Origin of the sequence: Streptomyces cadmiisoli, assembly GCF_003261055.1 — a bacterium.
Lineage (GTDB): Bacteria > Actinomycetota > Actinomycetes > Streptomycetales > Streptomycetaceae > Streptomyces > Streptomyces cadmiisoli.
Genome location: NZ_CP030073.1, coordinates 2,185,245 through 2,200,069, shown reverse-complemented (window position 1 = coordinate 2,200,069; position 14,825 = coordinate 2,185,245). Strand labels below are relative to the sequence as shown.

General features: G+C 71.0%; 13 protein-coding genes and 1 tRNA gene. 10 read left to right on the top strand and 4 right to left on the bottom strand.

Annotation, left to right across the window (positions count from 1 at the left end; all coding sequences use genetic code 11):
* Positions 1-72: 72 nt before the first annotated feature.
* Positions 73-1,635, top strand: a complete 1,563-nt coding sequence (locus DN051_RS09145) for an aldehyde dehydrogenase family protein (protein WP_112438466.1) — start codon at positions 73-75, stop codon at positions 1,633-1,635.
* 172 nt (positions 1,636-1,807) lie between these two features.
* A tRNA-Leu gene (locus DN051_RS09140) sits at positions 1,808-1,895 on the top strand.
* A gap of 113 nt (positions 1,896-2,008) precedes the next feature.
* On the opposite strand, the gene DN051_RS09135 is transcribed toward DN051_RS09140, so the two are convergent.
* Positions 2,009-3,079, bottom strand: a complete 1,071-nt coding sequence (locus DN051_RS09135) for a glycerophosphodiester phosphodiesterase family protein (RefSeq protein ID WP_112438465.1) — start codon at positions 3,077-3,079, stop codon at positions 2,009-2,011.
* 250 nt (positions 3,080-3,329) lie between these two features.
* Between DN051_RS09135 and DN051_RS09130 the strand changes: the two genes are divergently transcribed.
* The 6 genes from DN051_RS09130 to DN051_RS09100 all read left to right on the top strand — a co-directional run bounded on the left by DN051_RS09130 (position 3,330) and on the right by DN051_RS09100 (position 11,425).
* Positions 3,330-4,028, top strand: coding sequence for a nucleotidyltransferase domain-containing protein (locus DN051_RS09130; RefSeq protein WP_112438464.1), 699 nt, complete (start codon positions 3,330-3,332; stop codon positions 4,026-4,028).
* 333 nt (positions 4,029-4,361) lie between these two features.
* Entirely contained in the window at positions 4,362-6,413 is a 2,052-nt protein-coding gene (gene fusA / locus DN051_RS09120; protein WP_112438463.1) for an elongation factor G, read from the top strand.
* A gap of 444 nt (positions 6,414-6,857) precedes the next feature.
* Complete coding sequence (locus tag DN051_RS09115; RefSeq protein ID WP_053759112.1) at positions 6,858-8,174, top strand: ABC transporter substrate-binding protein; 1,317 nt, start codon at positions 6,858-6,860, stop codon at positions 8,172-8,174.
* Positions 8,175-8,188: 14 nt separating this feature from the next.
* A complete protein-coding gene (locus DN051_RS09110) occupies positions 8,189-9,190 on the top strand; it encodes a carbohydrate ABC transporter permease (RefSeq protein ID WP_053759111.1) in 1,002 nt (333 codons plus the stop codon).
* A gap of 7 nt (positions 9,191-9,197) precedes the next feature.
* Entirely contained in the window at positions 9,198-10,037 is an 840-nt protein-coding gene (locus DN051_RS09105; RefSeq protein ID WP_053759110.1) for a carbohydrate ABC transporter permease, read from the top strand.
* 29 nt (positions 10,038-10,066) lie between these two features.
* Positions 10,067-11,425 carry a GH1 family beta-glucosidase gene (locus tag DN051_RS09100; protein WP_112438462.1) on the top strand — a complete coding sequence of 453 codons (1,359 nt, stop codon included), beginning with the start codon at positions 10,067-10,069 and terminating at the stop codon, positions 11,423-11,425.
* A gap of 81 nt (positions 11,426-11,506) precedes the next feature.
* Here the strand turns inward: DN051_RS09100 and DN051_RS09095 are convergent, their stop codons facing one another.
* A complete protein-coding gene (locus DN051_RS09095; RefSeq protein ID WP_234388799.1) occupies positions 11,507-11,953 on the bottom strand; it encodes an ATP-binding protein in 447 nt (148 codons plus the stop codon).
* Positions 11,954-12,071: 118 nt separating this feature from the next.
* Here DN051_RS09095 and DN051_RS09090 point away from each other — a divergent pair, with 118 nt between their 5' ends.
* A complete protein-coding gene (locus tag DN051_RS09090; protein WP_112438461.1) occupies positions 12,072-12,926 on the top strand; it encodes a helix-turn-helix domain-containing protein in 855 nt (284 codons plus the stop codon).
* Positions 12,923-13,129 carry a DUF397 domain-containing protein gene (locus DN051_RS09085; protein WP_053759107.1) on the top strand — a complete coding sequence of 69 codons (207 nt, stop codon included), beginning with the start codon at positions 12,923-12,925 and terminating at the stop codon, positions 13,127-13,129. The genes DN051_RS09090 and DN051_RS09085 overlap by 4 nt, the downstream gene beginning before the upstream one ends.
* Positions 13,130-13,193: 64 nt before the next feature.
* On the opposite strand, the gene DN051_RS09080 is transcribed toward DN051_RS09085, so the two are convergent.
* Together DN051_RS09080 and DN051_RS09075 are read right to left on the bottom strand one after the other, a co-directional pair.
* Positions 13,194-13,784: a hypothetical protein gene (locus tag DN051_RS09080; protein ID WP_159054057.1), complete on the bottom strand. Its 591-nt coding sequence runs from the start codon at positions 13,782-13,784 to the stop codon at positions 13,194-13,196.
* A gap of 169 nt (positions 13,785-13,953) precedes the next feature.
* Positions 13,954-14,823, bottom strand: a complete 870-nt coding sequence (locus tag DN051_RS09075; protein ID WP_079000913.1) for a CDP-alcohol phosphatidyltransferase family protein — start codon at positions 14,821-14,823, stop codon at positions 13,954-13,956.
* Positions 14,824-14,825: the final 2 nt, after the last annotated feature.

The following is a 14,825-nucleotide window of genomic DNA, read 5'->3' as shown; positions in this document are numbered from 1 at the left end:
GCGGTGCGAGCCGTGCCCGGGACCAGCCATGCACCTCCCGCCCCGACCGTGCACCGAGAGCGGAGCCCGACGATGGCACCCACCCTCACCTCGAACACCCAGACCCTCACCCTGAAAACGGGCACCTCGTGGGCCGACGCCTGGCAGCGCTGCCTCGCCGTCGCCCCCGAGGCCTTCCGGGACGACCGCGTCCTCAACCTCTGGAACGGCGCCTGGCAGGCCGACGGCCGGGCCCTGCCCGCCACCTCACCCGTCGACGGCGCCCCCATCGCGGGCCCGCCACGACTCGACGCCGCCGCCGCCCAGCGGGCGGTACGCGCCTCGCTCGACCAGCACCGCGCCTGGCGGCACATTCCGCTCGACGAGCGCCGCGCCCGTGTCGCCGCCGCCCTCGACGCCCTCACCGAGCACCGTGAACTCCTCGCGCTGCTGCTCGTCTGGGAGATCGGCAAGCCCTGGCGCCTCGCCCAGGCGGACGTCGACCGGGCCATCGACGGGGTGCGCTGGTACGTCGACGGCATCGAGCCGATGATCGCCGGCCGCGCCCCGCTGGACGGCCCGGTCTCCAACGTCGCCAGCTGGAACTACCCGATGAGCGTGCTCGTCCACGCCATGCTGGTGCAGGCCCTGGCCGGCAACGCGGTCATCGCCAAGACCCCGACCGACGGCGGTGTCGCCTGTCTGACCCTGGCCGCGGCGCTCGCCGCCCGCGAGGGACTCCCCGTCACCCTGCTCAGCGGCAGCGGGGGAGAGCTGTCCCAGGCGCTGGTGCGGGCGCCGGAGATCGGCTGCGTCTCCTTCGTCGGCGGCCGCGACACCGGGGCCGCGGTGGCCACCGCCGTCGCCGACCTCGGCAAGCGGCACATCCTCGAACAGGAGGGACTCAACACCTGGGGCATCTGGAACTTCACGGACTGGGACGCGCTCACCGCGGTCGTGCCCAAACTCTTCGACTACGGCAAGCAGCGCTGCACCGCCTACCCGCGCTTCGTCGTCCAGCGCGAGCTGTTCGACGCGTTCCTGACGGCCTACCTCCCCGCGGTCCGCACACTCAGGGTCGGGCACCCGCTCGCGGTCGCCAAGCGCGACGACCCCTGCCCGGCACTGGACTTCGGACCGTTGATCAACGCCGCCAAGGCCAAGGAACTGCACGACCAGGTGGCCGAGGCGATCGACCGCGGCGCCGTCCCGCTGCACCGCGGCAGGCTGAGCGACGCGCGCTTCCTGCCCGGCCAGGACACCTCCGCGTACGTCCAGCCGGTCACCCTCCTGAACCCGCCGCCGTCGTCCCCGCTGCACCACGCCGAACCGTTCGGCCCGGTCGACACCATCGTCCTGGTCGACACCGAGGCCGAACTGCTGGCCGCCATGAACGCCTCCAACGGTGCCCTCGTCGCCACGCTGTCCACCGACGACCGCGCGACCTTCGACCGGCTCGCCCCGCAGATCCGCGCCTTCAAGGTCGGCCACGGCACACCACGCTCCCGCGGCGATCGCGACGAACTGTTCGGCGGCTTCGGCGAGTCCTGGCGCGGCGCGTTCGTCGGCGGCGAGCTTCTGGTCCGCGCGGTGACGCACGGCCCGACGGGGGAGCGGCTGCCCGGGAACTTCCCGGAGTACCAGCTCATGCCGTGACCGCCGGCGCGGACACGGAAAGTGCCGAAAGATGCGCTCTCCGTATGTGCGCCCGTGGGGGTCGTGAGGCCGCCCCGGAGGGCGGAAAACGCAGGTGAAGGGCGCTCCGAAACCTTGGTATTGTTGTCCTGTCGCCGCGGGGAACACCCCCGCACAAGGCGGCGGACACCTTGTCCGGGTGGCGGAATGGCAGACGCGCTAGCTTGAGGTGCTAGTGCCCTTTATCGGGCGTGGGGGTTCAAGTCCCCCCTCGGACACCACATCACAACGACTCGTGCGGGTCGGGCGAAAAGCCCGGCCCGCACGAGTCGTTTTCATAGGCCACGACAAAGCCCCCGGCCGGGTGCGGCCGGGGGCTTTGTCCGTGTGTGCGTCAGTGGCGCGGGAAGTACGGCTTGGGCAGCCGCATGCCGCGGTCGGCCATGAGGTCCCGGACGCGGTCCGGGTAGTTCGTGATGATGCCGTCGACACCCATGTCCATGAGCGCCGCGACCGTCGCCGGGTCGTCACAGGTCCACGGGACGACCTTCAGGCCCCGGGCGTGCGCGTCGGCGATCATCTTGCGGTCCGGGTAGAAGCGGAAGGCCGGGTCGGCGATCGTGCCGTTCTGCGGGAACCCGTAGTTGGGCGAGAGCGCCTTCACACCGGGGATCGTCGCGGCGGCCTTCACGAAGTCGCCGTCGTAGTCGTCGGCGTCGATGCCGCCGAGCCACGGGGAGGCGCCGGGCTTGCCGACCTGGAGGAAGTCGTAGTTCGTCAGCGCCACGAGCGGCCACTTCGGGGCGAGCCGGTGCATCTCCTTCAGCGCGCCCCAGTCGAAGGACTGGATGCTGACCTGGCGCTCGATGCCCGAGGCGCGGATCTCCTCGAACACCCGGCGGACGAACAGCTCGCGCGGCGCGGTCTGCTCCGGCGCCCCCGCCTCGACCTTCGTCTCGATGTTGAGGGTGACCTGCTTGGCGCGGTAGCTCTTGACGAGGTTCAGGACCTCCTTGAGCTCCACCATCCGGGCGCCCTTGATCTGCTCCTGCTCAGGGTGGCCGGGCAGCTGCTGGTAGCCGCAGTCCATCGTGCGGATCTGCGCCAGCGTCAGGTCCTTGATGTACTTGCCGACGTACGGGTACATCGTGTCGCCCGGGACGACCGGCGCCGTGTCCCGGCACTTCTGGGCGCTGACCTGACGGTCGTGGGTCACGACGACCTTGTGGTCCTTGGTGACCTGCGTGTCCAGCTCCAGGGTGGTGACGCCCAGCCGCAGCGCCTTGCCGAAGCCCTGCAGGGTGCTCTCGGTGGTCATGCCGAGCCCGCCGCGGTGCGCCTGGAGGTCGAAGCGCGTCTTCTGGTGCCGGTCCGCGGGACCGTCGTCGGTCGTCGCGTGGGCTGCGGTCGGGAACGCGAGCACCGGCACCATGGCCAGGCAGGCGAGGATACGTCGTGCGGACATCGAAACCTCTTTTGTTCGGTTGTGACGCATCAGGACGCTAGTTCGATGTCCGGCGCACCTGAAGGCCTGCGTGTGATCCGGTGGTGAACGCTCGACGAACCCACGGGGCACGCCGGTGACGGACGCCACTTCCGCACCGAGGCGCCCCTGGCCCGAAAATGGCAGGCCGGGCGCACGGGACGCACGGCATCATGACGGTCCGCCATCGCTCCTGTCACCGGGGCGCCGCGCCGAACACCGGGGGACCTCCGTGACCGTGACGAACGTTCTGCTGTCCGGCGTCGTCGGCTCCACGGCGTACGGACTGGCCCGGGAGGGCTCGGACGTGGACCGGCTCGGCGTGTTCGCCGCGCCCACCGAGACCCTGCACGGTCTGCGCGGCCCGCAGGAGTCCCACGTCAGCACGGCACCCGACCGCACCCTGCACGAGGCGGCCAAGTGGTGCCGGCTCGCCCTCGGCGGCAACCCGACCGTCACGGAACTCGTCTGGCTGCCCGACGAGCTGTACGAGGTGCGCACACCGCTCGGCGACGAGCTGATCGGCATCCGCTCCACGTTCCTGAGCGCGTCCCGGGTCCGCGCCGCCTACCTCGGCTACGCCGGCCAGCAGTTCAGAAAGCTCCGGTCGCGCAGCGGTGCACCGTCGCCGGAGGGACGCCGCCGCGCGGCCAAGCACGCCCGCCACCTCAAGCGGCTGTGCCACCAGGGCCACGAGCTGTACGCCACCGGCAGCCTGACGATCCGGGTCGACGACCCCGACGAGCACCACCGGTTCGGCGAACGGGTCGCGGTCGACCCCGACGCCGCACTGTCGCTGCTGCGCCGCGTCGAAGCCGCCTTCGACGAGACGCCCAGCGCGCTGCCCGAGCACCCCGACGAGGCGGCGGCCGACGCGTGGCTGCGGCGGGTCCGCGCCCACTTCTACACCCCGTACGCACCCCCGGCCTGACCCGTATGCCCCCGGCACGACCGGGACGGCCGGGCACACCGGAAAATGCCGTGCCCCGCACCGGCCCGGTTCCCTACACTCGCGTCATTCCGATCAGCGAGTCGAGTGAGGGGGGCCGGGCCGTGCGTGACCGCAACGCCGTCGTCGCCTCCCGCTCCCGCTACGAGGTGATCCTCGTGTCCCCGGCCGCCCGGTGCCCGCTGCGCGGCCGGTACCGGAGACCCGTGACGAACGACTGAGCCAGGCGCACCACCGACGCCTCGCGCACGCCCACCCGTTCCGTCCGGGAATCGCGCACGCCCTTTCACCGCAGCACACGAAAGGCCACGCGCCGTGCGAACCGCACTCGTTCACCGACTGACCACCGTCCGCAACCTCGGCATCCTCGCCCACGTCGACGCCGGCAAGACCACCGTGACGGAACGGATCCTCTACGCGACCGGGACCACCCACCGCCGCGGCGAGGTCCACGACGGCACGACCGTCACCGACTTCGACTCCCAGGAACGCGACCGCGGCATCACCATCTTCGCCGCCGCCGTCAGCTGCGACTGGGACGGGCACCGGATCAACCTGATCGACACCCCCGGGCACGTCGACTTCGCCGACGAGGTGGAGCGTTCCCTGCGGGTGCTCGACGGGGCGGTCGCGGTGTTCGACGCCGTCGCCGGGGTCGAGCCGCAGAGCGAGTCCGTGTGGCGGCAGGCGGACCGGCACGGCGTGCCGAGGATCGCCTTCGTCAACAAGCTGGACCGCGCGGGCGCCGACCTCGACACGGCCGTCCGCTCGATCCGGGAGCGGCTGCACCCGGCACCGCTCGTCGTGCAGTTGCCGATCGGCAGCGAGGACGGCTTCACCGGCGTCGTGGACCTGGTGGGCATGCGGGCGCTGGTGTGGGCCGACGGCGCGGAGCGCCCCGCCGTCGAACCGGTGCCGCCGGACCTGCGCGACGAGGCACTCCGGCGTCGCCGCCTCCTGGAGGAAGCGGTCGCCGAGCTCCACCCCGACGCGTTCGAGGAGTTCTGCACCGCCTCGGCCCTGTCCGCCCCGACTCTGACCGTGGCGCTGCGCGACCTGACCCGCAGCGGCGACGGCGTGGTCGTGCTGTGCGGCTCGGCCTACCGCAACCGCGGGATCGAACCGCTGCTCGACGCCGTCGTGTCGTATCTGCCGTCACCGCTGGACGTACCGGCGGTGCGCGGCAGCCACGACGGCCAGGAGCAGGAGCGGGCCGCCGACCCCGAGGCTCCGCTCGCAGCACTGGCGTTCAAGGTGAACGCCACGCCGACGGGCCGGCTGACCTACCTGAGGCTGTACGCGGGGACGATCGAGAAGGGGGACACCGTGTGGGACGCGGGCGCGCGGCGCAGTGAGCGGATCGGCCGCATCCTGCGCGTGCAGGCCGACCGGCACGCCCAGGTGGAGCGGGCCGTCGCCGGTGACATCGTGGCCGTCGTCGGGCTGAAGTCGACCCGCGCCGGTTCGACCCTGTGCGCGCCCCGCGCGCCGCTCGTCCTCGAACCGCCGAGCGTGGCCGACCCGGTCGTCACCGTGGCCGTCGAGGCCGCACGGTCCACCGACACGGACCGGCTGGCGACGGCGCTCGCGCGGCTGGTGGAGGAGGACCCGTCGCTGGTCGTGCGGACCGATCCCGAGACCGCGCAGACGGTCCTGTCCGGCATGGGCGAACTGCACCTGGAGGTGGCGGTGGAGAAGATCCGCCGGGCCCACGGTCTGGACGTGAACGTCGGCCGGCCGACCGTGACGTACCGCGAGACGGTGGTCCGCGGTGTGTCCGGGCACGTCCACCGGCATGTCAAACAGGACGGCGGGGCGGGGCAGTTCGCGCATGTCGTCGTCGATGTGGAACCCCTCGCGGACGAGTCCGGCGCCGGCGGCTTCGCGTTCCGCTCCGTGGTGACCGGCGGGCGCGTGCCGCAGGAGTACGTCCGGGCGGTCGAGGCCGGCTGCCGGGACGCCCTGGCCGAAGGGCCGGCCGGCGGGCACCCGGTGACCGGGCTGCGCGTCACGCTCACCGACGGGTCGACGCATGTGAAGGACTCGTCCGAGATGGCGTTCCGCACGGCCGGCCGGTTCGCGCTGCAAGGCGCCCTGCGCGCCTGCGCGATGGCGGTCCTGGAACCGGTGGTCGAGGTCACGGTCACCGTGCCGGAGGACGCCGTGGGCGGTGTGCTCGGCGATCTCGCGGCGCGGCGCGGCAGGGTCGGCGGCTCCGAGGTGCGGGCGGGGGCGGCGGTCGTCACCGCGACCGTGCCGCTGGCCGAACTGTTCGGCTACGCGACCCGGTTGCGCAGCCGCACCCAGGGCCGGGGCACCTTCACGGCCCGCCCCACCGGCTACGCGCCCGCGCCGGCGGAACGCTAGCGGCCCGACCCCGCCCGGTGCACCGGCACCGGGCGGGGGAGGCCGCCGGCCCGCCCCGCGCGGCCCGCACCCCCGTGTCTCCCCGCGCGGCCCGGCGGGGCGGCGCGGTCGCGGGACTACAGAGGTTGTGTGTCCCGACCAGGGCCCGACTCCCGGCCGATACCCAACCGTTGCACAACGCCGTCGCGGCCCGTCTCGTCCGTGTGAGGACCGTCGCCCCAGGTCATGGCCGGTGCGTCCGGCGACCGCGGTCGTCCGGTCGCCGCGCGAGCCGGCGCACCCGCCAAGAGACTGTGCCGCACATCTTGACGGGTCTTTCTCTTGAGGTTTAACTCACGTCCTAAATTAAGCCATGAGGGCTTTCGGGGTGTGAACGCGAACGGGCGTCGCGCGCCTTCGGACCGTCCTCGGACTTCTCGACTCCCGGAAGGGACACCAGGAGCCATGCGCAGCATCCGAGCCGCGGCCGTAGGCGCCGTCACCCTGTCTCTCGCTCTCACCGCCTCGGCCTGCGGAGGCGGTTCCGCCTCGGGCGGCGGGTCCAACGACTCGCCCAAGACGCTGACCTACTGGGCCTCCAACCAGGGCGCCAGCGTCGAGGTCGACAAGAAGGTCCTCCAGCCCGAGCTCGACAAGTTCGAGAAGGAGACCGGCATCAAGGTGGAGCTGGAGGTCGTGCCCTGGTCCGACCTGCTCAACCGGATCCTCACCGCCACCACCTCCGGCCAGGGGCCGGACGTGCTCAACATCGGCAACACCTGGAGCGCCTCCCTCCAGGCGACCGGCGCCCTGCTGCCCTGGGACGAGAAGAACCTGGGCAAGATCGGCGGCAAGGACCGTTTCGTGGAGTCCGCGCTCGGCTCGACCGGCGTCCAGGGCCAGGACCCGGCCGCCGTGCCGCTGTACTCGATGGCGTACGCGCTCTACTACAACAAGAAGATGTTCGCCGACGCGGGCATCACGGAGCCGCCGGCCACCTGGGACGAGCTGGTCGAGACCGGCCGGAAGATCGCCAAGGACGGCAAGTGGGGCCTCGGCGCCGAGGGTTCGAACCTGTCGAACAACATCCACCAGGTCTTCGTCCTCGGCAAGCAGCACGACGCCGACTTCTTCACCGCCGACGGCAAGCCCGACTTCACGTCCGACGGGGCGGTCGCGGCCGTCAAGCAGTACGTCGACATGATGGCCAAGGACAAGATCATCGCGCCGGGCAACGCCGAGTACGCGCAGAACCAGTCGCTGAGCGACTTCGCCAAGGGCAAGACGGCGATGGTGCTCTGGCAGACCGCCTCGGCCACCTTCGCGTCGATGGGCATGAAGGAGGACGACTGGGGTGTCGCGCCCGCCCCCGTCCAGTCCGGTGCGCCCGGTACCGGGGCCAGCACCAACTCCATGGTCGCCGGCATCAACATGGCGGTCTTCAAGAACAGCGACAACATCGACGGCGCCACCGAGTTCGTGAAGTTCATGACCGGCGACGCCGAGCAGAAGATCCTCAACAAGGCCTACGGCTCCATCCCGCCGGTCAAGGCCGCCCAGTCCGACCCGGCGTTCAACTCCGCGGCCACCGCCGTCCTGCGCGACACCCTCGCCGCCAGCGCCACCGCGCTGCCCCAGGTCCCCGACGAGTCCCAGTTCGAGACGGCCGTCGGCACGGCGGTCAAGGAACTCTTCGCCGACGCCGCGGCAGGCCGGCCGGTGACCACCGAGTCGGTGAAGGCGAAGCTCGAAAAGGCCCAGCAGCAGATGCCGACGAAGTGAGCACGGACACCCCCATGACCACCACGACCGCCTCGGCCGGGCCCGAGGAGCGGACGGTCGGCAAGAGCTCCCCCGGTGCGGCGCGCGGACCCCGCCGCCGCACCGGGCGGATCCGCCGGATCGGCCTGCCCTACCTGCTGCTCCTGCCCGCCCTGGCCCTGGAACTCCTCGTCCATCTCGTGCCGATGGTCATCGGCATCGTGATGAGCTTCAAGGAACTCACCCAGTTCTACATCCGGGACTGGGGCACGGCCCCGTGGACCGGTATCGACAACTACCGCATGTCGGTGGACTTCGACGCCCCCGTCGGACGGGCACTGCTCGACTCGTTCCTGATCACCTGCGGATTCACCGTGCTGTCCGTCGGCCTGTGCTGGTTCGTCGGCACCGCCGCCGCGATCTGCATGCAGGACGCCTTCCGCGGCCGGGGCCTGCTGCGCGCGCTGTTCCTGGTCCCGTACGCGCTGCCGGTCTACGCCGCCGTCATCACCTGGGCGTTCATGTTCCAGCACGACAACGGCCTGGTGAACCACGTCCTGCACGACCAGCTCGGCCTGACCGACAAGCCCTCCTTCTGGCTCATCGGTGACAACAGCTTCGTCGCCCTGCTCGTCGTCTCCGTGTGGAAGGGCTGGCCGTTCGCCTTCCTGATCGTCATGGCCGGCCTCCAGAACATCCCCAAGGACCTGTACGAGGCGGCGGCCCTGGACGGCGCCGGCGTCTGGCAGCAGATCCGCCGGATCACCCTGCCGTCGCTGCGCCCGGTCAACCAGGTGCTGATCCTGGTCCTCTTCCTGTGGACCTTCAACGACTTCAACACGCCGTACGTCCTGTTCGGCAAGGCGGCCCCGGCGGCGGCCGACCTCATCTCCATCCACATCTACCAGTCGTCGTTCGTCACCTGGAACTTCGGCACCGGCTCCGCCATGTCGGTACTGCTGCTGCTGTTCCTGCTCGTGGTGACGGGCGTGTACCTGCTGCTGACGTCGCGCGGCCGGAGGTCCACCCATGCATAGGTCCCCGATGGCGGCCCCCCGCTCCTTCCTGTGGACCCGCCGGATCTTCCTGACCCTGCTCACCGGTTTCGTCCTGCTGCCGGTGTACGTGATGGTCTCCAGCTCCCTGAAGCCGCTCCAGGACGTCACCGGCAAGTTCCGCTGGCTGCCCAGCGAGCTGACGATCCGGCCGTACATCGACATCTGGTCGACGGTCCCGCTCGCGAAGTACTTCGTGAACTCCCTGATCGTGGCCGGCGCGGCCACGGTCTGCTCGGTGGTGATCGCGGTCTTCTCCGCCTACGCGGTCAGCCGCTACGACTTCCCCGGCAAGCGGGTCTTCTCGGTCACCGTGCTGTCGACGCAGATGTTCCCCGGCATCCTCTTCCTGCTGCCCCTGTTCCTCATCTACGTCAACATCGGCAACGCCACCGGAATCGCCCTGTTCGGCTCCCGGGGCGGCCTGATCCTCACCTATCTCACGTTCTCCCTGCCGTTCTCGATCTGGATGCTGATCGGCTACTTCGACTCGGTGCCGCGCGACCTGGACGAGGCGGCGCTGGTGGACGGCTGCGGCCCGCTGCGCGCCCTGTTCCAGGTCGTCGTGCCGGCCGCGATCCCCGGCATCGTCGCGGTCGCCGTCTACGCGTTCATGACCGCCTGGGGCGAGGTGCTGTTCGCGTCGGTGATGACCAACGAGACCACCCGCACCCTGGCGGTCGGCCTCCAGGGCTACTCCACGCTCAACGACGTGTACTGGAACCAGATCATGGCCGCCTCGCTCGTGGTGAGCGTCCCCGTGGTCGCGGGCTTCCTGCTGCTCCAGCGCTACCTCGTCGCCGGTCTGACGGCCGGAGCCGTCAAGTGACCAACGCATCCGTATCCGAAGGGACTTCCGTGACCATCGACCTCGCCGCACTCCCGCACGACTTTCTGTGGGGCACGGCCACCGCGGCCTACCAGATCGAGGGAGCCGTGGCGGAGGACGGCCGCTCGCCGTCGATCTGGGACACCTTCTCGCACACCCCCGGCAGGATCGCGAACGGCGACAACGGCGACATCGCCTGCGACCACTACCACCGCTGGCGTGAGGACGTCTCCCTGATGCGGCGCCTGGGCACCAACGCCTACCGGCTGTCCGTCGCCTGGCCGCGCGTCGTCCCCGGCGGCGACGGCGCGGTCAACGCCAAGGGCCTGGCCTTCTACGACGAACTGGTCGACGCCCTGCTGGAAGCGGACATCACCCCGTCGGTCACGCTCTACCACTGGGACCTGCCGCAGGCGCTCCAGGACCGCGGCGGCTGGCCGGAGCGGGAGACGGCCGAGCACTTCGCGGCGTACGCCGCCGTGGTGGCCGAGCGCCTCGGCGACCGCGTGACGCACTGGACGACGCTCAACGAACCCCTGTGCTCGGCCTGGATCGGCCACCTCGAAGGCACGATGGCCCCCGGCTGGACGGACCTGACGGCGGCGGTCCGGGCCTCCTACCATCTGCTCCTGGCCCACGGCCTGGGGATGCAGGCGATCAAGGCCGCGGCGCCGCACGCCCAGGTCGGCATCGTCAACAACCTCTCCACGATCCACGCCGCGACCGACCGGCCGGAGGACCTGGCCGCGGCCCGCCGCATGGACGGCCACACCAACCGCTGGTGGCTGGACCCCGTGCACGGCCGGGGCTTCCCGCAGGACATGCGCGAGGTGTACCGCGTCGACCTCCCCGAGCAGCCGGGCGACGCCCACGTCATCGGAGCCCGGCTGGACTGGCTGGGCCTGAACTACTACTTCCCGCAGACCGTCGCCGACGATCCCTCCGCCCCGGCCCCGTTCGTCCGCACCGTCCGCCGCGACGGCGTGCCGCGCACCGGCATGGACTGGGAGATCGACGCGAGCGGCATCGAGGAACTGCTGCTGCGCCTGACCTCGGAGTACGGCCCGCGCCGGCTGTACGTCACGGAGAACGGCTCCTCCTTCCCGGACGTGGTCCGCCCCGACGGGACGATCGACGACCCCGAGCGCCGCGCCTACCTGGAGCAGCACCTGGCGGCGTGCGCCTCGGCGGCCCGCAAGGGGGCCCCGCTCGCGGGCTACTTCGCCTGGTCGCTGCTGGACAACTTCGAGTGGGCGTACGGCTACGACAAGCGGTTCGGCCTCGTCCACGTCGACTACGCCACCCAGGTCCGCACCATCAAGGGCTCCGGCCACCGGTACGCGGAGATCGTCCGCGACCACCAGGGCCGGGCGAGCAAGGCCGCGTAGGCGGCTCTCCGGGGGAACCCGTGGTGGGCGCGGACGCGGGAGTCCGCGTCCACCACGGCCGTACGGCTCGGCATGCCGCGATCAGATGAGGCCGGGAGCGGCGCACTCCGCCCAGACGGTCTTGCCCGGTCCGCCTCCTTCCCGGGGCGAGCAGCCCCAGCGGTCGGCCAGCGCCTCGACGAGCAGCAGCCCGCGCCCGCCGTCGCCGTCCCCCTGTGCGGTGACGGGGATGCGGGGGACGTGTTCCCCGCGGGCGTCACCGACTTCGATCCGGACCGTGCATGCGGCCGGGTCGGCGACGAGGAGCAGGTGGAAGTCGCGGCCGGCGACGTGCCCGTGCCGTACGGCGTTGGCGCACAGTTCCGACACGACGAGGGTGATGGCCCCGTGTGTGTCACCGCCGTACGGGACTCCCCAGGCGTCGAGCCGGTGCCCGCACAGCCGTCTGGCGAGGCGGGCGCCGCGCGGGGTGGAGCTGAAGCGCATCGCGAACCTGCGCAGTGTGAGGGGTGATTGTGCTGCGGTCATGCACTCAGGGTGGTGTCCTGTGGCATAGCGTGACCAGTGGTGACGCGCTGACGTCGGCCCCTCGTACGGGGCGGGCGCGGGCACTGTACGCGGTGGTACGCGGGGAGGCGGCGAGGCGGTGACCGTGGTGGGTGACGAGGAGCCGGAGCGGCGGCAGCAGCGGCCGGAGGACGAGCCCGGGACGGGCGTGGTGACCGCGTTCGGGCGGCAGTTGAAGCTGCTGCGGACGCGGGCGGGACTGGAACGGGCCGAGTTCGGCAAGCGGCTCGGCTACTCGGCGGACACGGTGGCGTCCATCGAGCAGGGGAGACGGATCCCCCAGGCCCGGTTCATCGAGAAGGCGGACGAGGTGCTGCGTGCCGGCGGGGTCCTCACGGCGCTCAAGGAGGAGGTGGGGCGGGCTCAGTATCCGGCGTTCTTCCGGGACATGGCTCGCCTGGAGGCGGGAGCCACGGCGCTGAACGTATATGCGGTGTACGCCGTGCCCGGTCTGCTGCAAACAGAGGCCTACGCGCGTGCCGTCTTCCATATGCAGCGGCCGTTGCTGGAGGACGACGTGATCGAGCAGCGGCTCGAGGCCCGCATGGTGCGGCAGGAGATCTTGTGCCGACGGCCTGCTCCCTTGCTGAGCTTCGTGATCGAGGAGGCAGTGCTGCGCAGGCCGATCGGTGGTCCGAAAGTTGTGCGCGAGACGCTGGAACAAATCCTTGTGACCGGCCAGTCTAGGAACGTGGAGGTGCAGGTCATGCCGATCGACCGGGAGGACAACGCCGCATTGGGCGGCCCCTTCTCGTTGATCGACACCAACAAGGGGCAGCGCCTTGCGTACGCGGAAGTACAGAATCACAGCCGCATCTACACCGACGCTGCGTACGTGCGCACGCTTGAAGCGCGCTATGGCATCCTCCGCTCACAGGCGCTGACACCGAGCGAGTCAGTGGCGTTCATCGAGCATCTGATGGGAGACACATGAGCGTGCAGCACAGCAAGGCGGCTGTGCCCGAGGCCGCTTGGATCAAGAGCAGCTACAGCACGGGCAACGGTGGTGAGTGCGTCGAGGTCGCCGCAGCCTCCGATGCCGTCCTCGTCAGGGATTCGAAGCAGCCCGAAGCGGCCACGCTCGCGTTCGGCCCCGAAGCCTGGACCGGCTTCCTGCGGATCGCCGCTCCGCGCTGAACCCGCCGAGGCGCGACGAACGGGGCCCGGTGCGACGCACGCACCGGGCCCCGTTCCGCTTGCGTCAGTTGGCCAGAGCCACGCGTTCGACGTACGCCGTCTTCACCGTCTCGATGTCGGACAGGTCACGGTCGTCCTCGAGGGTGCTGTACTCGTTGAACTCGCCCTTGTCCGAGTCCGTCTTGCCGGGCTCCAGATGGGTCACCCCGATGAAGGTCTGCGCGACGAAGTCGCCGTCCTTGTCGAAGGCGTTGACGACGACCGAGTAGTTGGCGGGGGCGTCCCCCTTGTTCGTGATCTTGTACACGAACTCGAAGGTCTCGTCGGTGTCCGTGTCGCAGTCGTTGTACGTGAAGTCGTCGGTGTCGTCGCAGTACTCGCCGAGCCCGGAGTCGCTGTCGTCCACGACGAGTTTGCCGCCCGAGACGTCGACGTGGTCCATGGCGTTCGCGTCGGCGTCGTCCTTGCCGGCCAGCACCCACCAGGTCGCACCGCCGCCGGCGAGAAGCGCGGCGACGACGGCGGCGGCTATGAGCAGGCCTCTGCCGCGCCGCCGAGGAGGTGCGGGCGGGTACGGCCAGTGAGCAGCAGGAGGCGCGGGAGGGAACGGGGGCGGTGGGGGCGCCGTCTCCGGTCTGTCGGTGCTGTCGGCCATGTCGGGGACTCCTCATCGGGACGTTGCGCGCTGTCGCGGGCACGGGTGAGCCGTGGCCAGAACTTTAGAGGCGGTCAGCTCAGGCCTGTTGCGCTCTGTCTGCCCACTTGAGGTCGCGCTCAGACGAAGGCCGTTCAAGCCGTCGGCGTGGCCCCGGCGAGGCCGGGCGTCACCCGGCGACCGGCTCCAGCACGCGCCCCGTCCGCCCGGACTTCTCGGCGCGCACGTCCTCCGCCGCCTCGCGAGCCGTCCCGGAAGCCGCCTTCGGAGCCCTCTCGGGCAATACCGCCGAGGCCCCTTCGGACGTCGCCGCGGCCGTCCGGCCGTCCCGCGACGTCCGCCACAGCCACAGCACATCCCGGCCGAACGACCACACCAGTGTGCCCAGCGCCAGTGCGACCACCGCGGCGTTCGCCCACAGGGGGAGCAGGTCCGCGCCCGCCACCAGCAGGAACACCCCCTGCACCGCGGCCACCGTCTTGCGGGCGGTGCTCGGCGGCAGCGGCGCGTTCAGCCACGGCCGGAACCGCGCGGCGGCGACGAAGACGTACCGCATCCCGCCGATCAGCAGCACCCACGGGCCCAGCGACATCGACACGTACACACTCAGCACCAGGATCAGGAACGCGTCGACCTCCATGTCGAAGCGCGCCCCGAGCGCCGACGACGTGCCGGTGCGCCGGGCCACCTTGCCGTCCACGCCGTCCAGGATGAGCGCCACCGCCGTCAGTCCGACGAACAGGGTGACGGGCGGCGAGCTCTGGAAGGAGTCGGCGACCAGCGCGGTCACTCCGCCGACGAGTATCGCGCGGCCCAGGGTGACCCTGTTCGCCGCGCCGAAGGAGCGCGGCCGGGACCGGTGCAGGGCCCGCGAGAGCACCGCCCAGGTGGCGATCGCGAAGGCCAGGCCGGTGAGCCAGCCCGCCGGTCCCATGCCGATCGCCGTGCCGAGCAGGACCAGCAGCAGGACCTGCACGCCCGCGCCCACCGCGGTCTCCTGCTGGACCAGCCTCGCGTCGTAAGTGTTGTTCAGGGCCACCG

What these genes read in the sequence shown, in the direction of transcription:
- DN051_RS09135 (WP_112438465.1), bottom strand. Translation starts at nt 3,079, where the DNA reads ATGTCCGCACGACGTATCCTCGCCTGCCTGGCCATGGTGCCGGTGCTC.
- DN051_RS09115 (WP_053759112.1), top strand. Translation starts at nt 6,858, where the DNA reads ATGCGCAGCATCCGAGCCGCGGCCGTAGGCGCCGTCACCCTGTCTCTC.
- DN051_RS09085 (WP_053759107.1), top strand. Translation starts at nt 12,923, where the DNA reads ATGAGCGTGCAGCACAGCAAGGCGGCTGTGCCCGAGGCCGCTTGGATC.
- DN051_RS09080 (WP_159054057.1), bottom strand. Translation starts at nt 13,784, where the DNA reads ATGGCCGACAGCACCGACAGACCGGAGACGGCGCCCCCACCGCCCCCG.
- DN051_RS09095 (WP_234388799.1), bottom strand. Translation starts at nt 11,953, where the DNA reads ATGACCGCAGCACAATCACCCCTCACACTGCGCAGGTTCGCGATGCGC.
- DN051_RS09105 (WP_053759110.1), top strand. Translation starts at nt 9,198, where the DNA reads ATGGCGGCCCCCCGCTCCTTCCTGTGGACCCGCCGGATCTTCCTGACC.
- DN051_RS09145 (WP_112438466.1), top strand. Translation starts at nt 73, where the DNA reads ATGGCACCCACCCTCACCTCGAACACCCAGACCCTCACCCTGAAAACG.
- DN051_RS09110 (WP_053759111.1), top strand. Translation starts at nt 8,189, where the DNA reads ATGACCACCACGACCGCCTCGGCCGGGCCCGAGGAGCGGACGGTCGGC.